The sequence below is a fragment of the Klebsiella ornithinolytica NBRC 105727 = ATCC 31898 genome, assembly GCF_001598295.1.
Lineage (GTDB): Bacteria > Pseudomonadota > Gammaproteobacteria > Enterobacterales > Enterobacteriaceae > Klebsiella > Klebsiella ornithinolytica.
On sequence record NZ_BCYR01000010.1, the window covers coordinates 156,451 to 176,676 of the forward strand.

The 20,226-nt window shown below is 60.8% G+C and carries 17 protein-coding genes and 1 pseudogene; 3 read left to right on the plus strand and 15 right to left on the minus strand.

All coding sequences use genetic code 11. The features are described 5' to 3' along the window. Positions 1–199: 199 nt before the first annotated feature. The gene (locus ROR01S_RS19235; RefSeq protein WP_086817543.1) at positions 200–2,269 is read left to right on the plus strand and encodes a TonB-dependent siderophore receptor; all 2,070 of its coding nucleotides are present in this window, start codon (positions 200–202) and stop codon (positions 2,267–2,269) included. A gap of 67 nt (positions 2,270–2,336) precedes the next feature. On the opposite strand, the gene ROR01S_RS19240 is transcribed toward ROR01S_RS19235, so the two are convergent. The 7 genes and pseudogenes from ROR01S_RS19240 to ROR01S_RS19270 all read right to left on the minus strand — a co-directional run bounded on the left by ROR01S_RS19240 (position 2,337) and on the right by ROR01S_RS19270 (position 9,404). After that, positions 2,337–3,125, minus strand: a complete 789-nt coding sequence (locus ROR01S_RS19240) for an ABC transporter ATP-binding protein (RefSeq protein WP_004863109.1) — start codon at positions 3,123–3,125, stop codon at positions 2,337–2,339. Then, positions 3,119–4,114 (minus strand): ABC transporter permease, encoded by a 996-nt coding sequence (locus tag ROR01S_RS19245; RefSeq protein WP_004863112.1) that lies wholly within the window; start codon positions 4,112–4,114, stop codon positions 3,119–3,121. Before ROR01S_RS19245 ends, ROR01S_RS19240 begins: the two co-directional genes overlap by 7 nt. Continuing rightward, the gene (locus ROR01S_RS19250) at positions 4,095–5,141 is read right to left on the minus strand and encodes an ABC transporter substrate-binding protein (protein WP_004863115.1); all 1,047 of its coding nucleotides are present in this window, start codon (positions 5,139–5,141) and stop codon (positions 4,095–4,097) included. Before ROR01S_RS19250 ends, ROR01S_RS19245 begins: the two co-directional genes overlap by 20 nt. After that, positions 5,138–6,112, minus strand: a complete 975-nt coding sequence (locus ROR01S_RS19255; RefSeq protein WP_004863118.1) for an ABC transporter substrate-binding protein — start codon at positions 6,110–6,112, stop codon at positions 5,138–5,140. Before ROR01S_RS19255 ends, ROR01S_RS19250 begins: the two co-directional genes overlap by 4 nt. An 11-nt stretch (positions 6,113–6,123) precedes the next feature. Further along, positions 6,124–7,212, minus strand: a complete 1,089-nt coding sequence (locus ROR01S_RS19260) for an acyl-CoA dehydrogenase family protein (RefSeq protein WP_044348910.1) — start codon at positions 7,210–7,212, stop codon at positions 6,124–6,126. Between the two features lie 70 nt (positions 7,213–7,282). After that, positions 7,283–8,369: pseudogene (locus ROR01S_RS19265) on the minus strand (LLM class flavin-dependent oxidoreductase); the annotation flags it as partial. A 141-nt stretch (positions 8,370–8,510) separates the two neighbouring features. Then, the gene (locus ROR01S_RS19270) at positions 8,511–9,404 is read right to left on the minus strand and encodes a LysR family transcriptional regulator (protein WP_064359797.1); all 894 of its coding nucleotides are present in this window, start codon (positions 9,402–9,404) and stop codon (positions 8,511–8,513) included. A 107-nt stretch (positions 9,405–9,511) separates the two neighbouring features. On the opposite strand from ROR01S_RS19270, the gene ROR01S_RS19275 reads away from it, so the two are divergent. Then, the gene (locus ROR01S_RS19275) at positions 9,512–10,108 is read left to right on the plus strand and encodes a cysteine dioxygenase family protein (protein WP_064359798.1); all 597 of its coding nucleotides are present in this window, start codon (positions 9,512–9,514) and stop codon (positions 10,106–10,108) included. 1 nt (position 10,109) lies between these two features. After that, positions 10,110–11,690, plus strand: a complete 1,581-nt coding sequence (locus tag ROR01S_RS19280) for a rhodanese homology domain-containing protein (protein WP_064359799.1) — start codon at positions 10,110–10,112, stop codon at positions 11,688–11,690. A 25-nt stretch (positions 11,691–11,715) separates the two neighbouring features. Here the strand turns inward: ROR01S_RS19280 and ROR01S_RS19285 are convergent, their stop codons facing one another. From ROR01S_RS19285 to ROR01S_RS19320, 8 genes are all read right to left on the minus strand, one after another. Continuing rightward, positions 11,716–12,447, minus strand: a complete 732-nt coding sequence (locus tag ROR01S_RS19285; RefSeq protein ID WP_004863137.1) for a purine nucleoside phosphorylase YfiH/LACC1 family protein — start codon at positions 12,445–12,447, stop codon at positions 11,716–11,718. Between the two features lie 103 nt (positions 12,448–12,550). After that, positions 12,551–13,747 carry a 3-(3-hydroxy-phenyl)propionate transporter MhpT gene (mhpT, locus tag ROR01S_RS19290; RefSeq protein ID WP_004863142.1) on the minus strand — a complete coding sequence of 399 codons (1,197 nt, stop codon included), beginning with the start codon at positions 13,745–13,747 and terminating at the stop codon, positions 12,551–12,553. Between the two features lie 68 nt (positions 13,748–13,815). Then, a complete protein-coding gene (gene mhpE, locus ROR01S_RS19295; RefSeq protein WP_064359800.1) occupies positions 13,816–14,832 on the minus strand; it encodes a 4-hydroxy-2-oxovalerate aldolase in 1,017 nt (338 codons plus the stop codon). Continuing rightward, positions 14,829–15,779, minus strand: coding sequence for an acetaldehyde dehydrogenase (gene mhpF / locus ROR01S_RS19300; RefSeq protein ID WP_004863147.1), 951 nt, complete (start codon positions 15,777–15,779; stop codon positions 14,829–14,831). Before mhpF ends, mhpE begins: the two co-directional genes overlap by 4 nt. Next, complete coding sequence (gene mhpD / locus ROR01S_RS19305; protein ID WP_004863149.1) at positions 15,772–16,578, minus strand: 2-keto-4-pentenoate hydratase; 807 nt, start codon at positions 16,576–16,578, stop codon at positions 15,772–15,774. Before mhpD ends, mhpF begins: the two co-directional genes overlap by 8 nt. 9 nt (positions 16,579–16,587) lie before the next feature. Next, positions 16,588–17,454 carry a 2-hydroxy-6-oxonona-2,4-dienedioate hydrolase gene (gene mhpC / locus ROR01S_RS19310; RefSeq protein ID WP_004863152.1) on the minus strand — a complete coding sequence of 289 codons (867 nt, stop codon included), beginning with the start codon at positions 17,452–17,454 and terminating at the stop codon, positions 16,588–16,590. Positions 17,455–17,471: 17 nt separating this feature from the next. After that, positions 17,472–18,416, minus strand: coding sequence for a 2,3-dihydroxyphenylpropionate/2,3-dihydroxicinnamic acid 1,2-dioxygenase (gene mhpB, locus ROR01S_RS19315; protein ID WP_004863155.1), 945 nt, complete (start codon positions 18,414–18,416; stop codon positions 17,472–17,474). Position 18,417: 1 nt separating this feature from the next. Then, the gene (locus ROR01S_RS19320) at positions 18,418–20,082 is read right to left on the minus strand and encodes a bifunctional 3-(3-hydroxy-phenyl)propionate/3-hydroxycinnamic acid hydroxylase (protein WP_004863158.1); all 1,665 of its coding nucleotides are present in this window, start codon (positions 20,080–20,082) and stop codon (positions 18,418–18,420) included. Positions 20,083–20,226: the final 144 nt, after the last annotated feature.

A 20,226-nucleotide genomic window follows, 5' to 3' on the forward strand; every position in this document is an offset into this window, starting at 1 on the left:
TCTGAACGCAAATCATCGCGACCAACAGGCAGATAATATTTTTAAGGGCAATGATTTAATTGGCTTTTTCTGTCTGCAAAGGACAGATTCGTTCACGAGAAACAGACAAATGACGCGATCAACGATCCCTTTCACAACGCTGAAAGGGCGAGCTCTTTTTTCACTGATATTTTTGGGTTCTTTTACCTCACCGGGATTAATTGCAGCAGAAAACAGCGCCAGCAAAGAGAAAACGGCTGGCGACGAAACCATGACGGTGGTCGCCGCGGGTGCTCAGAGCGACACCAACGGCTATCAGCCGGTTGCCAGCTCAACGGCGACCCTGACGTCGATGCCGCTGCTGGATATTCCGCAGGTGGTAAATACCGTCAGCGACAAGGTGCTGGAAGATCAGCACGCCACTACCCTTGACGAGGCGCTGTATAACGTCGCCAACGTCGTCCAGACCAACACCCTCGGCGGGACCCAGGATGCCTTTACCCGCCGCGGTTTTGGCGCCAACCGCGACGGCTCAATCATGACCAACGGTCTGCGTACCGTTTTGCCGCGCAGCTTTAATGCCGCCACCGAACGCGTAGAAGTACTGAAAGGCCCGGCCTCCACGCTGTACGGCATTCTTGACCCCGGCGGATTGATTAACGTCGTCACGAAACGCCCGGAGAGAACCTTCGGCGGATCGATTTCCGCCACCTCCAGCAGCTTTGGCGGCGGTACCGGCCAGTTTGACGTCACCGGCCCCATCGAAGGCACGCGGCTGGCCTACCGGATCATCGGCGAGTACCAACATGAGGATTACTGGCGCAACTTTGGTAAAGAGAAAAGCAGCTTTATCGCCCCTTCCCTGACCTGGTTTGGCGACAGGGCGACGGTGAACGTGTCGTACTCCCATCGCGACTACAATACTCCGTTCGATCGCGGTACCATCTTCGATCTTAATACCGGTCACGCGGTCAACGTCGATCGGAAAACGCGCTTTGACGAGCCGTTTAACGTGACCGATGGTTATTCCGATCTGGCGCAGCTGAACGCCGAATATCGCCTGAACGATGCCTGGACCGCCCGCTTTGACTACAGTTACAGCCAGGATCACTACAACGATAACCAGGCCCGGGTGACGGCCTACGATTCGGCCACCGGCGATCTGACCCGCCGCGTTGACGCCACCCACGGCTCAACGCAAAAGATGCACACAACTCGCGCCGATTTACAGGGCAACGTGGTCGTCGGCGGGTTTTATAACGAAGTCCTCACCGGCATCGCCTATGAGAATTACGATCTGCTGCGCACCGATATGATCCGCTGTAAGAATGTGAAAGGGTTTAATATTTATAACCCGGTCTACGGCACTGTCGGCACCTGCAGCACCGTTTCGGACTCCGATAGCGATCAGCGTATTCAGCAGGAGAGCTACGCCGCCTACGTTCAGGATGCGCTCTATCTGACCGACAAGTGGATTGCCGTCGCCGGGATGCGCTATCAGTATTACACCCAGTACGCCGGCAAAGGGCGTCCGTTCAACGTCAACACCGACAGCAGCGACCAGAAATGGACGCCGAAATTTGGTCTGGTGTATAAGCTGACGCCAACCGTGTCGCTGTTCGGTAACGTGGCGCAGTCGTTTATGCCGCAGTCATCGATCGCCAGCTACATCGGCAATCTGCCGCCCGAAGAGTCTACATCCTATGAAGTGGGCGCCAAGTTCGATCTGTTAAGCGGTATCACCGCCAACATCGCGCTGTTTGATATCCATAAACGCAACGTGCTGTACACCGAAGCCGTCGGCGATGAGACTGTCGCCAAGACCGCCGGGAAAGTGCGTTCACGCGGCGTCGAGGTGGATCTGGCCGGTTCGATTACCGATAACCTGAGCGTGATCGCCAGCTACGGCTATACCGACGCGAAAGTGCTCGACGATCCTGACTATGCCGGTAAGCCGCTGCCCAACGTCCCGAAACACACCGGTTCGTTGTTCCTCAGCTACGACATCCATAACGTCTACGACAGCAATACGCTGACCGTCGGCGGCGGCGGTCGCGCGGTGAGCAAACGCTCCGGCACCAACGGCGCGGACTATTATCTGCAGGGCTACGCGGTCGCCGATGTCTTCGCCGCCTATAAGATGAAGCTGCAATATCCGGTGACGCTGCAGGTTAACGTGAAGAACCTGTTTGATAAGACCTACTACACCTCATCCATCGCCACAAACAACCTGGGCAACCAGATTGGCGATCCGCGGGAAGTGCAGTTTACGGTGAAAATGGACTTCTGATCGCATCACCACGCCCGGACAGCGCCATCGCGGCCTGTCCGGGTCTATCCGTTGCTCCTGCGCCAGACTACCAGTCCTCCGCCTGCCCCAACATGCGTAAAATATCCTGTCGGTGCTGCAACAGCTGCGGGTTATCCCGATGCCGGGGAAAGGCCAGCGGTAGCGTAAATTCGCCAATGATACGCCCCGGCCGCGGCGACATCACCAGCACGCGTTCGCATAGCAGCAGCGCCTCTTCAATGTCATGGGTCACCAGCAGGCTGGTGTAGCCCTGCTGCTGCCAGAGCGTAATCAGCTCGCGCTGCATGCCGATGCGGGTCAGCGAGTCCAGTTTGCCGAGGGGCTCATCGAGCAGCAGTAAACGCGGCTCGTTGAGCAGCGCGCGCGCCAGCGCGGCCCGCTGGGCCATCCCGCCGGAAAGCTGCCGGGGCCACGCCTGGCTGAATCCCTGCAGACCGATACGCGTTATCAGCGCATCGGCCTGCGCTTCACGCCCTTTTTTGCCCTGCGCCTGCGGCCCCAACAGCACATTTTGCCGCACCGTCAGCCACGGATAGAGCGTCGGATCCTGAAACACCAGAATGCGGTCGGGCCCCGGACCGCCCATCGGCGCGTCATCTATCCGGATCTGCCCGCCCTGCATGGGTTCCAGTCCCGCCAGCAGCCGCAGCAGCGTCGACTTACCGCAGCCCGAAGGTCCCAGTAGCGCCACGCTCTCTCCCGGACGCAGCCGCAGACTGATATTTTCCAGCACCGGCACCGTTTCCCTGCCGAGGGAAAAGGCATGGTGCAAATGGTGAATCTCGATGCCCGCGCCAACCCGGGCGCTGTTCTGGGGTGCCGCTGTCGCTACCATGTCATCCCTCCTCGCTGCCACTTCAGCAGCCGATCGCGCACCATAAACAGCCCGCTTATCAGGCCGGAACAGAGAAAGGCCATGACCAGCAGCGCGGCATACATATTGGGGTAAGCCGCCCAGCCCTGCGCCCACTGCAAATAAAAACCGATGCCCGATTTCACGCCAACCATTTCAGCGACGATCAGCACTGAGAACGATGCGCCCAGCCCCATGAACAAGCCGACAAACACATTCGGCAGCGAGGCGGGAATCGCCACCCGTAAAATCAGAAAACGCTGGCTGGCCCCCAGCGTGCGGGCGACGTCATACCAGGCTTTATCGATACTCATGACCCCGGACCAGGTCAGCACGGTGACCGGAAACCAGGTACTCAGCGCAATCAGAAACACGCTTGCCCCAAAGCTGGAGGGAAAAATAAACAGGCATAGCGGCAAGAGCGCCGTTGAGGGCACCGGGCCAAGCAGGCGCAGGACCGGATGCAGCCAGTAGCCGATACGCTGCGACCAGCCAATCGCCAGCCCGCTGATAAAACCGCAGGAGGTGCCGAGCAGCACCCCAAGCCCGAGCAGCCCCAGAGAGTGCAGCAGACTATCCAGCAGCCGCGGCCAGTCGTCGACCAGGACTTCGATCAGCGCCTGCGGCGGCGCAAAAAACGGCACCGGCAGGATCGCTGTTTTTGCCGTCAGCCACTGCCATAACGTAAACAGCAGCGGCAGCAGCGCCAGCCACTTTCCGGCCGCGAGCAGACGACCGCCCCGCTGATGCCAGTAGCGGCAACTCAGCGCCAGCGCCAGCAGTCCACCGGCGATGGCGAGCTGACTCATCGCCCACCCCGCGCTGTAGGGCCAGCGTCGCCCGACATCCGGCCACGCCAAAGTAAACATCCCGCCCGCCAGCCACAGCGCGGCGGCCAGCAGCCCTTCAGACCACAACGGATAGCGCCCCCCGGCGCGCGACAGCGCCCGATCAGGCGAATACGTTGGCATAAATACTCTCCGCAAACTGGTGAGGATTGGTCCCCGGTTTGATCACCTGTACCCGCTGCAGATCGCTCACGTACTGGGTCAATTCATTCACAAAGGCTTCTCCTACGGCGTGGTGTCCATGCCCCTGGCCATGAAGGATCCCCGAGACTTCGGCCTCATCGGTGTTTAATGCATGGGCCATGAACGATTGCGCCACGCTTTCGGGGTGAGCCGATGCATAGCTGTGCGCCTCGAGAATCGCCTGGGTCAGCGCGGCGGCAACCGGTTTGTGATCCCGGGCCAGCGCCCCGCTTACCCCCAGCACGCAGCAGCTCAGGTTGGCGTAATCGCCGCTCATATTGCTGGCGATCAGCTGATATTTCCCGCTTTGCAGCAGGCGGAAGCTAAAGGGCTCGCTGCCGCTGATGGCGGCAATCTCCTGCTTATCCAGCGCGATACTGAGCAGATCCGCCGGGTAAACTTTCCACTGCACGTCGCTTATCGGATCGATGCCATGTCGTTTGAGCAAAATAGCGAAGAAGTTTTTGTCCGGTCCGGCCATATCGGTGACGCCAATCGTCTGCCCTTTCAGACTCTCCAGGCCGCCAAACGGCGAATTTTTTGCCGTCAGCAGATTCAGACAGCCGCCGTGCGTTCCGGCCGTCAACTTGACGTCAAAACCCTGCTCCAGCGCCTTCAACCAGCGCAGCGCCATCCCGACGCCGGCATCGGCCTTGCCGGTCGCGATGGCCTCCAACAGCACATCGGTCGAGTTGCCGAAGTTAACGAACTCAACCTCAAGGTTGTATTTGCTGAAAAACTTCTGCTGCTCAGCGACCGCCACCGGCGCGAGGCAAACCGCGCTCTTGTTGATGGCCAGCTTCAGCTTGTAGGGTTCCGCCAGCCGCAGCGCCAGGTTTTCACCGTTTCCGCCCTCCGCCGGCATCGTGGTCATCGTATGCGCCCACAGCGGCCAGGCGGCCGCTGCCAGCATGGTTCCACCGCTGAGCTGTAAAAAGCGGCGGCGTGAGAAAGCGGACTGATTCATGGTCTGTTCTCCTGAGCGGCCGGGACATCAGGCAGCGTAAATCGGGTATCAAAGGTCGGCGTGACATCCAGCTTCGCGCGAATCAGACCATTGGCCTGATAAAAGTCGGCGGTCGCCTGCTGCTGTTCAATGGTGCGCGAGTCCAGACGCTGCCACTGCGACTGGCGGTTAGCAAACTGCGCCCGGGCAATGTCCGGCGGGAAACGGATGATGTCACCAAGGGTTTTGCCATAGCTCTCGAGATTGGCGTAAGCCCAGCGCTCCGCCCCAGCCAGGCGGGTGAGATAATCCTGTAGCGCCGCGCGCTTAGCCGGATCCTTTAAGCTTTCATCCGTTGCCGCCAGAAACGTATTCCCCGGCAGCAGCCCTTTACCGCTCACCAGAATCTGACCTTCGGCGGTTTTCACCAGCTGGGTGGTATAGGGTTCCCAGGTCGCCCAGGCATCGACCGAGCCGTTGAGTAAAGCCACTTTGGCATCGACCGGGCCGAGAAATACCCACTGCACCTCTGTCGGTGAGATCCCCGCCTGCTGCAGGGCTTTCAGCGCCACGTAATGACCGATCGAACCTTTCCCGGTGGCGATCCGCTTACCTTTTAAATCCGCGGCGCGCTTTAGCGAACTTCCCGGAGGAACCAGCACGGCCGTGCCCGCCGGGTTGCTTTTATCGACGGCAATGGCCTTTACCGGCGCGCCGTTGGCGAGGGCAAATAACAGCGGCGCATCGCCAATAATCCCGGCGTCTACCGCGCCGGCGTTCAGCGCTTCCGCCAGCGGTGCGGCGGCCGGAAACTCAGCCCACTTGATCTCATAGCCAAGGTTTTGCAGCGCGTTGGCCGCTTCGAGTTGCGAGCGCATGCCCCCTTTCTGATCGGCAATTCGCAGAGTGATGCGCTCCTGCGCCGACGCCAAAGCGCTCAGCGCCAGCAGCGAGAGCCCCGCGGCCAATCTTGTTATTGTTCGTTCGTGCATAAACATTATCCTTATGATTGAAAAGCGTGTTGACCCGCCGCCTGCCACGCGCTGTCGCTCTGCGGCGTATGCACGCGCCCGCACAGCACGTTGCGATAGTGGCGTTCAAGAGGATGTTGTCGGCTAAGGCCATGATTGCCGGTAAGCTCCAGCGCCAGAGTCACGACCTGCACCGCGTTGTCGGTAATGGTGACCTTGGCCAGATTGGCCTCGGTGGCGGTCAATTCCAGTCCGGCGGCCTGTTGCAGCAGACAGCGGTTCGTCAGCAGCCAGCCTTCTATCTGACCTGTTTTTTCCTGCACACGCGGTAGACGGGAGAGCGGGTGCCCGAGGTTGGCCGGCGCCCGCGTACTTAGCCAGCCCAGCAACCAGTCCCGCGCCGCGCGGGCCACGCCGTCATAGATCGCGGCTAACAGCGCGGTCTGTCGATTGGCGAAGAGACGGAAACGTTCGGCATCCGCGGCGGGAGGCGCAGATGCCGGCCAGATATCCACCGCATTTTGCCGGGGGATCGGTACATTTTTCAGTATCACTTCATGGCTGCCGGTCGCGCGCATTCCGGCATGGTCCCAGCTTTTAATAATGGTGACACCGTCACTTTCTCGCGGTACCAGCCAGGTGCCGACCTGCGGATCGAGATCGTCGCTTCGTGCCCAGATAGCCAGCCAGCTTAGCCCTTCAACGCCGGTGGTATAGAGTTTGTGCCCGTTAAGACGCCAGCCGTCGGCGGTACGTGTTGCAACCGTCTGCGGCAGCCCCCCGCGCGCCGGCGAGCCGAGTTCAGGTTCAACTCTCAGGCTGTTGATCAATCCCCCTCGCTCGACGGCATCGCGATAGACCTGCCGACGCAGCGGTTCCGCCCAGCCGTCGCTCTCCGCCAGACGCAGATGATGCAGATACTGCATACAGACGATCAGCGCCGTCGCCGGTTCCCCCCACGCAATGGCGGTAATCGCCTGCTGCAGCCGGGCCAAATCCGCCCCCGCCCCGCCATACTGCGCCGGCGTGGCAAGGCTCAGAAAACCGCTCTGATGCAGGAGCGCGAGATTGTGGTGGGGAAAATCGCCGCTACGGTCAAGCTCTGCCGCCTGTTCGGCCATCTGCTGACGAATGTGGGTTAGCTGCCGCAACCAGTCGGCCTGCGGCCGCAGGGGCTGTTGACCGGAAAGCGTCACGATGCGCGCTCCTGAATCGCGCGCTGAGCCGCTTTTTCGCGAGCAATCGGCAGCAGAGCCTTCCCGTATTCCCGCGCATCGTTTAATGGATCGAAGCCGCGAATCAGGAAGTTGCGCACCCCGAGGTCGTAATAATCCAGCAGCGCATCGGCAACCTGTTCCGCCGTTCCGACCAGCGCGGTGGAGTTATGGCCGCCGCCAACCAGTTTCGCAATACCGGTCCACAGACGTTTATCCACCACATTTCCCTGTTCTGCCGTGGCCCGCAGGCGCCGTGCCCCTTCGCTGTCTGGCTTCGCTTTGAAACCCTGGCCCGCCTGCGCCGCCCGTTCGGAAGCGACATGTAAAATATGCTCGGCCTTCTCCCAGGCCTGCGCTTCGCTGTCGGCAATAATCGGCCGGAATGAGACGCTAAAATCAATGTGGCGCTGATGCTTCGCGGCTTCGGCCCGCACCCGACGGATGGTCTCCGCCGTTTGCCCTAACGATTCGCCCCACAGGGCAAAAACATCAGCATGTTTACCGGCTACCGCAATGGCGGCCTCGGACGAGCCGCCGAAGTAGATCGGAATGTGCGGTTGTTGCAGCGGGCGGATTGCCGACCACGCCTGCTCGGCCTGATAAAAGTCATTGTCGATATCAACGGGCTGTTCCGCAGTCCAGACTTTTCGCACCGTATCCAGGAAAGCATCGGTACGCGCGTAGCGCTCGTCATGGTTGAGGTAGTCACCATCCCGACGCTGTTCGGCATCGTTGCCGCCGCTGATGATATGCACCGCCAGACGCCCGCCGAGCAGATGCTCCAGGGTAGCAAACTTACGTGCCGCCAGCGTCGGCGAGACGAATCCCGGGCGATGGGCCAGCAGAAAATTGATTTTCTCCGTCGATAACCCGGCCAGCGCGGTAACCAGAAAGCCATCCGGCTGATCGGACCAATGCCCCACCAGCAGGCGATCGAAGCCGGCCGCTTCGTGAGTTTGCGCAAAGCGCACGATATAGTCGCGGTCAAAAACCGGTCCTGCCGGGGCGATGGTTTCGGATGAGAGGCGATGGCCGATCATCCCGAGAAACTGAATGCTCATAACATAACTCCTTGCGTCGGGTAACGGTGGCCGCAGCGGCGGCGCCTGTCGTTACCCTATACATCGGCAGTTAATGAGCAAAATGCATTTTTATCATATCTTAATATGCAAAATTAGCATCTTGGTAATTTAATATACTATTCAGTCAGATAGAGTTAACTGCTGGACGATTTTCCCGGCAAAAAAAGTGAACGGCTGCTGTAGATTCGCCAGATTCTGTGCGCTCACCTGCCACAAGCAGACCGCCGGCTGGAAATCGGCTAACATCAGGGCTGTCACCTCATCGCGCCACGGGCTGGCGGCCAGCGCCGCACGCGGCACCAGACCCAACCCTTGACCCTGAGCGACGAGGCCAATTTGCAGGTGAGCGCCCGCTGTTTCGACGTTCAGCTGAAGCCGCAGCCCCTGAGCCTGTAGTTCACGAATTAACCCTGCCCGCAGTCCGCAGCCGTCAGGGTTAAGCACCCAGCCCTGAGACGCGCAGTCCCGCAGTTCAGCGGCCTGCAGGCGCAGGCTTTTCGCCGCAATCACCACAATATCCAGCGAACACAGCAACCGGCCGACATAGCCGTCGGCAAAGACCTGCTGTGCCGGCCCCATCGCCAGCATGCCATCCAGCTCGACGCTCTCGAGCCGCTTTTGCAGCAACCCGCTCCAGCCGCAGGTGACCTGCGGCTGGAGCTGCGGAAACTGCTGGCGTAGCGCCAGCAGCGCCGGCTGAAGCGCAATTTCCGCCACGCTCTGCGGTACGCCGAGGCGCAAAATACCGTGCGGTTCGGCCTGCGGATCCAGCAGCCCGTACAGCTTTTTTGTCTCCCGCTTGATGCTCAGGCATTGCTCATAAACCCGGTGCCCGGCAGCAGTTAGCGTCAACGGCCGGGTCTGGCGCTCCAACAGAGTCACCCCGAGAGTTTGCTCCAGACGCTGCAGCCGTCGGGTAATGGCCGACTGGGTAATTCCCAGATATTCCGCCGCCTGATTGAGGGAAGAAAACTGTACCGTCGCCAGCAGGGCGTCAATGTCGTCGATGCGCATAGAATCCTTAATGTGAATTTTGCATATTAATATATGCGTAAATTGCATTTAAATAATATTAACGCCTTTGTTAGCGTAATGACCAGTCCCTCTGACAGGAACCGTACATGACCGCACCACGACTGGAAAAACTACGCCATTTTATTCAAGAAGTTGATGCCCTTCATCGGCAGTTCACTGACGAATCGCCTCTGCTGGAGGCGGTGGCGCAGCGCCTGGCGCGGCTGGTCCGGCAGGATGACTGGCTGCCGGACGAGTACGCGTTGCCGCATCCCCACCACTATCAGCAATACCTGCTGCACGCCGATTCCGGACAACGCTTTTCGATCGTCAGCTTTGTCTGGGGGCCCGGGCAGGCCACGCCGATTCACGATCACCGCGTGTGGGGCGTCATCGGCATGCTGCGCGGCGCGGAAGAGAATCAGCGCTATCGCCTCGATGCGACAGGCCTTCCGGTGGCCGACGGTATTGCCGGACGACTCTCCCCGGGCGAGGTCGAAAAAGTCTCCTCCCGCGATGGTGATATTCACCGCGTCAGTAACGCGTTGGCGGAGAGCGTGTCGATCAGTATCCATGTCTACGGCGGCAATATTGGCGCCGTTAAACGTGCCGTCTATACGCCGGAAGGTCTCGTCAAACCCTTTATTTCCGGTTACTCCAATCGCCACTTACCCAATATCTGGGATTTCCCGAAGGATAATTAATATGCCCATCCACACTTATCGCCAGCCGGCACAAGTGCGCCAGTCGCTGCTCGACCACGCCGAACTGGCGCTGATTGACGTGCGTGAAGAAGCGGATTTTGCCACCGCTCACCCGCTGTTTGCGGCCAATCTTCCGCTGAGCAAGCTCGAGCTGGAGATCCACCGTCGGGTGCCGCGGCTGACGACGCCGCTCACCGTTTACGATAACGGCGAGGGGATGGCCGCCCAGGCCGTCGATCGCCTGCGCGGCTGGGGATATCAAGATGTCGCGCTGCTGGAAGGCGGCCTGAAGGGTTGGCAGCGCAGCGGCGGCGCGCTCTTCCAGGACGTTAACTCCCCCAGCAAAGCGTTCGGCGAGCTGGTGGAGAGCCAACGGCAGACCCCCTCTCTGGACGCGGGAGAGCTGAAGGCGCTGATTGACAGCCGTCAGCCGGTGCTGATTGTCGACGCCCGACGGTTCGATGAGTATCAGACCATGAGTATTCCGGGCGGTATCAGCGTTCCCGGCGGTGAGCTGGCGCTGCGTATTGACGGACTGGTCGATTCGCCGCAGACGCCAATCGTCGTCAACTGTGCGGGACGCACCCGCAGCATTATCGGCGCCCAGTCGTTGATCAATGCCGGCGTGAGCAACCCGGTCTATGCCTTACGTAACGGCACCATCGGTTGGACGCTGGCCGGACTGGCCCTCGATCGCGACCAGCAGCGCCGCTATGCCGAGGAATCGCGGGCTTCGACGGCGCGTCTTCAGCAGGTCAGCCAGCTGGCGGAAAAAGCCGGAGTGGCGGTTATCGACCAGGCCACGCTCCGGCGCTGGCAGCAGCAGACCGACCGCACCACCTATCTTTTTGACGTCCGCAGTCCGGAGGAGTACGCCGCAGGTCACCTGCCGGGAAGCCTCAGCGCACCGGGCGGCCAGCTGGTCCAGGAGACCGATCACCACGCCAGCGTTCGCGGCGCACGTCTGGTCTTAGTGGATGATGATGGTATTCGCGCGGCGATAACCGCCTCGTGGCTGGCGCAAATGGGCTGGGAAACGGCAATCCTGCGCGGTCTGAGCGCGGCGAACTTTAGCGAACGCGGCGTACCGGCCGCCAGCCTGCCCGCGGCGCCTGCGGCAGAGGAGATCGACGCATCCCGGCTGGCGGCGCTGTTGCGCGAACCGGGAACGGTGGTTCTCGATTTCACCACCAGCGCCAACTATGTGGCGCGGCATATTCCCGGGGCATACTGGCTGATACGCTCGCGGCTGAAACAGGCGCTGGCGCTGATTCCCTCTGCCAGCCGTTACGTACTGACCTGTGGCAGCAGCCTGCTGGCACGCTACGCCGTCGACGAAGTGGCGGCGCTGACCGGCAAACCGGTGCAGGTATTAAGCGGAGGCACCGCCGGGTGGATCGCTTCAGGTCTGCCGCTGGAGCATGGCGCAACCCGTCTGATCAGCGCGCGTAGCGATCGCTATCGTCGCCCCTATGAAGGAACCGATAATTCCCGCGAAGCGATGCAGGCCTATCTGGAGTGGGAGTATGGCCTCGTGGCCCAGCTGGCAAACGACGGGACGCACGGGTTTACGGTACTGTAGCGCGGCAGCGCGATGCCGGGTGATATCAGGCCTCGCGCATAATCCACGAGTACTGGAACGTTTTCTCTGCCGGGAAGTGCGTACGCCGCCGGAACGACCCCAGCGACTGCGGCGTACAGTAGGTACAGCTGCCCAGCCATTCAATATGACTTTCCGGCACCCCGGCGCGGCGTAACAGCAGCTGGCCAAAAGCCCGCAGATCGAACCACATTGTGTCGTCACCCGTCGCCCGCGCTTTTTCCGCCGCAGGCTCAGGGCCACGGCGGTGCAGAAACAGCCGATCGCGGTGCTGTTTGACCAGCCCGGCCACCGGCGTCGCCAACAGCGCCTGATAAAATGCCGCCGACACTTCATAGCAGCAGACCTGAATATGCGGCCCGATCGCTACCACGACCTCGTCCGGCGGTATGCCATGTCGGGCAAAGAGATCGAGGCTATTAGCAATAATGCCGGTCGCCGCACCGCGCCAGCCCGCATGTACGCTGCAGACAAAGCGCCCGTCGCGGGAAGCCATCAGCATCGGCAGACAATCGGCAGTCACCACTCCCACCTTTTGCCCACTTGATGCGGTAAAAACCGCGTCGGCATGCGGGCGGTCGGTAAGCGGCGCCGGCTGCTGAAAATGATGAACCACATTGCCGTGCACCAGCTTCACCGGGGCCATTTCGCTGTAAGGAAAGGCGGCCGTTTCGTGGACATCGAGAAAGGCGTAGCGAATGCCGGGAATATCGCTAAGTAACCGGGATTGAAAAGACATGGCGGCAGAGATGATCAATGGGTGATGATTTACCGTATGCCAAAGTCTGCCGTTGCGCAAGGTGGCGCGGTGCCGGGTCCTGAAACATAACCCGGCGCCGTCATCAGGCTATTGATTGCCGTCTCTGGCGATTCATCAGCCAGAATACCGCCACGCCAGCCAGCAGAATCCCCGGCGCGGCGGCGGCCATTACCCCAACGGTACCGGCGCCCAGCGCCAGCATTTTTCCCGCCAGCAGCGGACCGCTCATCGCCCCCAGCCGCCCGACGGCCACCGCCGTCCCCACCCCGGTGGCGCGAATTTCCGTGCGGTAGAACAGCGGCGCCAGCGCGTACAGTACGCTTTGCCCGCCGGTGGCAAACAGCCCGGCCACAAAACCCGAGAGCAGCATCGCCGGAAAGGAGGAGGCGCAGCCCAGCGCCAGCAGCGACGCCAGCATACCGCAATAGATCAGCAGCGACATCAGCAGCGGACTCAGTTTATCCAGCAATGCCCCCAGCAGCAGCGTGCCGCAGGCGGCTCCCAGCTGCAAAACAAACATGACGCCAGCCGCCTGACCGGCGCGAAATCCCTGACCTATCAGCAGCATGGGCAGCCAGTTGATCAGCATGTAGACCACCAGCAGCGTAAAGAAATAGCACAGCCACAGCAGCAGCGTGGCGCTGGCGTTTTCCGGCGCCAGCAGCGTCCGTAGCGGCGCACTCTGCATACCGGCGCGAAAGACGGCGGACTCAGGCAGCCAGCGCAGCAGCATCGGCACCAGCAGCAGCGGCACAACGCCGCCGACCCAAAACACCGTCTGCCAGGCGGAGGTTTCCCCCCAGAATCCCAGCACCGCTGCCAGCGCGGCGCCCACCGGCACCCCGCAGTACATCAGGCTGACGGCGGTACCGCGAAATCGCGGACCGGCCGCTTCGGAGGTCAATGCAATAAGATTCGGCAGCGCCGCCCCCAGCCCCACACCGGTCATCAGGCGTGCCAACAGCAGCATCGGAAAGCTCCCTGCCAGCGCGGTAGCGATGGAAAACAGGCCGAACAGCGTGACCGCAGCGATCAGCAGCCGTTTGCGGCCGTGGCGGTCAGCCAGGATTCCCCCCACCAGCGCGCCGGGAAGTAACCCGAGAATACCGGCGCTGAAGATCCAGCCCATTTGCATATTATCGAGCGCGAAGGCGTGAGCCATCCCGGCGGCGGCGATCCCGGCCGCCTGAAGATCCAGCCCTTCCATCAGGGCAACCATAAAACAGAGCCCGATGGTTAACATCAGGCGTGAAGCCGATCCAGAGGTTGTCGTGGTCATAGGGTACCTGTGCGATAGCGAAAACGGTGCAGGTGAAGGACGGCTGATTCGTTGCCAGCCGCCGGTTTTTATTTCGCGCGGTTGAGCAGGTCCAGCGCCACATCGACGATCATATCTTCTTGGCCGCCCACCATCCGTCGCTTGCCCAGCTCGACGAGAATATCGACCGCGTTCAGACCGTAGCGCGCGGCCGCCACTTCGCTGTGGCGCAGAAAGCTGGAGTAAACCCCGGCATAGCCCAGCGCCAGGGTTTCGCGATCGACGCGTACCGGACGATCCTGTAGCGGCCGCACCCGTTCATCGGCCGCGTTCATCAGCGCATACAGATCGGTGCCGTGGTTCCAGCCAAGTTTGTCCGCCGCAGCAATAAAGACCTCCAGCGGCGCATTCCCCGCCCCGGCCCCCATGCCGGCAAGGCTGGCATCGATGCGGTCGCAGCCCTCTTCCACCGCGGCGATGGAGTTGGCGACGCCGAGGCTCAGGTTATGGTGCGCATGCATCCCGGTGGCGGTTTCCGGCTTGAGCACCGCCCTAAGGGCGCGGAAACGATCGCGAATATCGTGCATATTCATCGCCCCGCCGGAATCGACCACGTAAATGCAGGTCGCGCCGTAGGATTCCATCTTAAGCGCCTGCTGGGCCAGCTGTTCCGGGCTGATCATATGGCTCATCATCAGGAAGCCAACGGTGTCCATCCCCAGCTCGCGGGCAAAGGCGATATGCTGGGCGGAAACATCCGCTTCCGTGCAATGGGTTGCCACACGCACCACCCGCGCCCCGGCCTGATAGGCATTTTTCAGGTCGTGCAGAGTTCCGATACCAGGGAGCAGTAAAGTGGCGATTTTCGCCCGGCTGACCGACTCCGCCGCCGCTTCAATCCACTGCAGATCGCTGTAGGCGCCGAAGCCGTAATTGAAGCTCGAACCTTGCAGGCCGTCGCCGTGGGCCACCTCAATAGAATCCACTCCTGCGCTATCCAGCGCCTGGGCAATCTGGCGCACATTGTCGAGCGAGTATTGATGGCGAATCGCGTGCATCCCGTCGCGCAGGGTCACGTCTGAGATATAGATTTTTTTGCCGTTCATGCTGCTTCTCCCGCCGCGTCGTTCATTGACTGGGCCATTTTTTCCGCCGTCGCCAGCGCAGCCGAGGTCATAATATCGAGGTTACCCGCGTAGGCAGGCAGATAGTGCGCCGCCCCTTCAACCTCGAGGTAAACCGCCGTTTTCAGACCGGAGAAGCGGCCAATGCCCGGCAGGTTGACCGGCTTATCTTCGGGAATCACCTCAAACTGCACCTGCTGTTTCAGGCGATATCCCGGGACATAGGCCTGCACCGCGGCCGCCATCTCCGCAATCGACGCGGCAATTTCCTGCTGCGACGCCGCTTCGCTCAGGAGATATACAGTATCGCGCATCATCAGCGGCGGCTCCGCCGGGTTCAGTACGATAATCGCTTTACCTTTTGCCGCGCCGCCGACTTTCTCTATAGCCTGCGAGGTGGTTTCAGTGAATTCGTCGATGTTAGCGCGTGTTCCCGGACCGGCAGATTTACTGGCAATCGAGGCGACGATTTCCGCATAGTGCACTTTGGCCACCCGCGATACCGCCGCCACCATCGGGATAGTCGCCTGGCCGCCGCAGGTCACCATATTGACATTACCCTCGGCAAGATTGGCCTCAAGATTGACCACCGGCACGCAGTACGGGCCGATGGCCGCCGGCGTCAGGTCGATCATGCGGATCTCCGGTTTGGCTTCCCGCAACGCGGCGTCGTTTTTCACGTGCGCCCCGGCGCTGGTGGCGTCAAATACAATATCGATATCGGCAAACTCCGCCATCTGCATCAGGCCGCCGACGCCCTCATGAGTGGTGGCGACGCCCATGCGCCGGGCGCGGGCCAGACCGTCGGATTCAGGGTCGATACCGACCATCACCGCCATCTCCAGATGTTGGCCGTGGCGCAGAATTTTGATCATTAAATCGGTGCCGATATTACCGGAGCCGATAATGGCGACTTTGCGTTTACTCATCACTGCTTCCCTCTTCGGCGGCAAACGTTGCCGCTACTGAACCTAAACCATCAATGTGGGCGGCAAAGCGATCGCCGGCGTTAATCGCCACCATCGGGCCTAACGCCCCGGTCAGCACAATATCGCCCGCCCGCAGCGGCTCGCCGAGGCTGGCCATTTTGCGCGCCAGCCACACCGCCGCATTGAGCGGATGGCCAAGACATTCGCTGCCGTGCCCGCTGGACACCTCTTCTTCGTTACGGGTCATACGCATAGCGCAATTTTTCAGATCCAGTCCGGCCGGACGCCGCGCCGGACTGCCCAGGACATAAACGCCGCAGGAGGCGTTATCGGCGACCGTATCGACAAAACCAATCGACCAGTCGCGGATACGGCTGCCGACCACTTCCAGCGCGGGCAACACCCAGTCGATAGCGGCGTACAGCTCATCAAAGGTGGTATCGGCATGCGGCAGGTCGTGTTTAAGCACCAGGGCGATTTCGGCTTCCACTTTCGGCTGCAGCACCCGGGAGAACGGCACAGCGGCGTTATCGCCGTAGCACATGTCGGCAAACAGGGTGCCGAAGTCCGGCTGGTCAACGCCCAGCTGCTGCTGCACTTTAGGATGGGTCAGCCCCACCTTGCGCCCCACCACCCGCCGTCCGTTCGCCACGTGGTGCTGGACGTTAATCCGCTGGATGGCGTAGGCTGCCTCCGCATTATCGGTGCCGAGGAGATCGCGCAGCGGTTCAATGGCCCGCCCCTGGACTTCGGCATCGCGCAGTCGTTGCGCCAGCTGTTCGAGAGATAGCGTTGTCATCACGGCTCCTTATTTGCGCGCCAGAAAATCCAGCACCAGCTGGTTGAAATTGTCGGCATGTTCCCACTGCGCCCAATGGCCGCAGTCACGATAGATATGCAGTTCAGAACCGTTAATTCCGGCCAGCAGGCGCAGGCCGGCGTCCATCGGGACAAAGCGGTCGTTGCGCCCCCAGACGATCAGGGTTTGGGCGCGGATTTCGCCGAGACGCGGGCTAAAATCCGGGAACTGCTTCGGGTTGGCTTCCAGACTTTTGACGAAATTATCCAGATGTTCCCGGCGCGACAGCATATTGTTGAGACGCGCGTCGAACAGGGCGTCGGTCAGATCGCGAGTATCGAAAACAAAGATGTTCATCATCTTTTTCAGGTTTTCGATGGTCGGTTCGCGATACAGGCCGTTCAGTAGCTTGATGCCTTCCGTCGGCATTGGCGTAAACAGACTCATGCCGCCGGTTCCGCCGCCCATCAGCACCAGCTTGCCCACCCGTTCCGGCCAGCTCAGGGTGAAGGCCACCGCACTGTGACCGCCCATGGAGTTGCCCAGCAGATGCACCTGGCTGATATCCAGCCGATCAATGACGCTTTTCAATACTCGGGCGTTCAGGTCGGAACGCGAGCCGCGATTGACAATCGAGTCGCTCTTCCCCCAGCCGGGGCAGTCCAGCAGAATCACCCGATAGCCCGCCTCAACCAGCGGATCGATATTGCGGCTAAAGTTGGCCCAGCCGGTGGCGCCGGGGCCGGAGCCGTGCAACAGGACCACGGTTTCATCTCCCTGGCCGCAGTCGTTAAAATGAATGCGTAGTGTTTCTCCGCCTTCTTCCACGTTGAGGAAACGGCTGGTGGCGGCTTCGGTTTGCGGTTGGTAGCTCATCATATTCTCCCGTTAATTCAGTTCTGCGCGGTGGCGCTCAGCGAGCCAAATCCGGCTATCCACTCGGGGATGGGTCGGTAATAGCGGCCTTCGCAGCGCCAGCTGCCAAATGCGGATAGCGCGGCAAAGGCGGCCACCCAGGTTTTAATTTCGTGCGTCGATTTGCCGGCCATTGCCGACAGCTCTTCGTTACTGACGGCATCCAGCTCCATCAGCCGTCCCTGCTCCAGCAGGCTCATAAAACGGTTGTCCCAGACGGGGTTGAGCGGATAGAGCGAGTTCTGGTCTTCGATAAACTGTTTCGCCGCGCTGATGACCCGCTGCTGGCGCAGTTCCCGCTCGACCGGCGGCAACTGTTTGCCGCTGCCCAGCAGCCGATCGCGCATATGGGCATCGGCCTTCGCCAGCTCCGGCACCGGAGGCTGATGCGACAGCCCGCCGGAGCCGAGGATTAATACTCGTTTGTTGAGGGTGGTCAGGAAGCGGCCGACGGCTTCGCCCAGCATGCGGGTGCGCTGAAAGCCCGGCAGCGGCGATGCGACACCGTTGATAAACACCGGCAGAACCGGCAGCGTATCCAGCCCGCCGAGCAGGAACTCCAGCGGTTGCGCAAAGCCGTGATCCACCTGCATGCAGTAAGAGACCGCCAGATCGATCCCCTCCTTCATCACCGCGTGGGCGCAGGCTTCCGCCAACGCCGTCGGCACCGGCAGGACGCCGCTGGCGCTGCTGAAATCACCGATAGAAGTCGCGCCGATGCCTAAACAGAACGGCGGCATCACATCGTAGAAAAAACCGTTGTAATGATCGGGGGCAAACAGCACCACCAGCTCCGGGGCGAAGGCGGCAATCCGCGCCCGGGCGTCGGCAATGGTGCCGTTAACCTCGTCCAGCACCGCCTGTGCCGGGTCAACATAGCCCACCAGCGGCGTATGCGAGAGACAATGAAGATACGCGTTCATATCAAGCCACCTGTTCAATCGTTGTTGTGGTCTGCACGGAGGCCAGCTGCATCTTGCTCGCCAGCGCGTCAAGCTTTTGACCCAGGGTTTGCGGGATTGCCACAGCGGCGACGAAGCGGTCCGGACGCACTACGGCAATCGCGGTATCGTGCTGCGCAAACCAGCTTTTCAGACGGTTTTGCGTATCGCCGACGCGGATAACGCCCGCAAAATTGTCCTGCTGGCGATGAATCTGTACCTCCGGCACGACCTGGATAAATCGCACGCCGACGGCGCGCCACTGGGCTATCTGCCCGGCATTCAGCCCCCATTGTGGGTTGCAGCCCCAGGCGAGAATGGCGACATTCGCGCCAATGACCTCATCAAGCAGCGTGACCGTACCGCTCTCCAGGGTGACTTTGGGCTGAATAAACATTTTCCCCACCGGCGAGTTTTTGCTTTCCCCCTCCAGCAGCAGGGCGCCGGCACGGTATTGCGGCATCGGCTTGAAACGCATCTCGAGGAAGTAGCGTTTGACCGGCGGCAGATAGTTGAGCAGCCACGAAATTCCGTCGCGCACCGCGCCATGCCAGCGTTTCGCCGGCGCCAGCACATTGCCGGCGGTGACCGAGAGATCGATCATCGCTTTAGCATGATCGCGCCGTTCCTGCTGGTAGCTGTCCAGCAGCGCCTCACCGGCTTTGCCGTTCACCACCAGCGCCAGTTTCCAGGCAAGGTTAAATGCATCGCGCATGCCGCTGTTGTACCCCTGCCCCTGCCAGACCGGCATGATGTGGGCGGCATCGCCCGCCAGCAGCACGCGATCGACGCGAAAGCGTTCGGCGATACGCGCGTTATGGGTATAGACGCGCTGGCGAATCAGCTCGACGTTGTCCGGATCCGGCAGCACCTTGCTCAATAGCTGGCGCATCTTGTGCGGCTCGCTGAGCTGGGCTTCGGTTTCGCCGGGCATCACCATAAATTCAAAACGCCTTACGCCGTGCGGCAACGCGGCGGAGACGTACGGACGCACCGGGTCGCAGCACAGATAGACGTGCGGCGTCGCCAGCGGATCATTGGCGATATCGATAACAATCCATTGATTCGGCGCGGTTTTACCTTCGAAGGGAATATTCAGCGTACGGCGAATAAAGCTGGCTCCGCCGTCGCAGGCGACCAGCCAGTCGGCCTGTAACGTTTCGCGTTCGCCCGCCGGTCCCTTCAGATGCAAGGTCACCGCATCCGAAGACTGGCTAAAGGCTTCAACTTCGCGAGAAAACAGGCAGCGCACATGGGGAAAACGCTGCAATCCTTCATACATGACGGCATCCACCTGCGGCTGAATAAACGCGTTACGCCGCGGCCAGCCAAACTCATCGGTCATCGGCTGGATATCGGCGAAACAGCGCCCTTTCGGCGTCAGAAAACGCATCGCGTGCCACGGCGTGGTATGCGGGAGAACATGGTCCACCAGCCCGATGCCCTGCATCGCGCGCAGCGATTCATCGTCGATGCCGATAGCCCGCGGGTAATCAATCAGCGCCTCGAGTTTTTCGACAACCAGTACGCTGACGCCCATCTGACCAAGGTAGTTGGCCATCATCAGGCCGACCGGGCCCGCGCCGGCGATCGCGACCTGGGCGGTATGCTGTACAGCGGGTTGAATATCCGGATTCGATGTTGTCATTTCAGAACCTCACGACTCAGACACCGTGCCTGCGTCGCAAACTGACGCCCGGCACTTTGTTAAATAGATGTAAATACATTTTTATAGTGAGGTCAGTATAGGGTCGGCCGGATGCGCTACAATCAAAACATCACCGGATGTGCA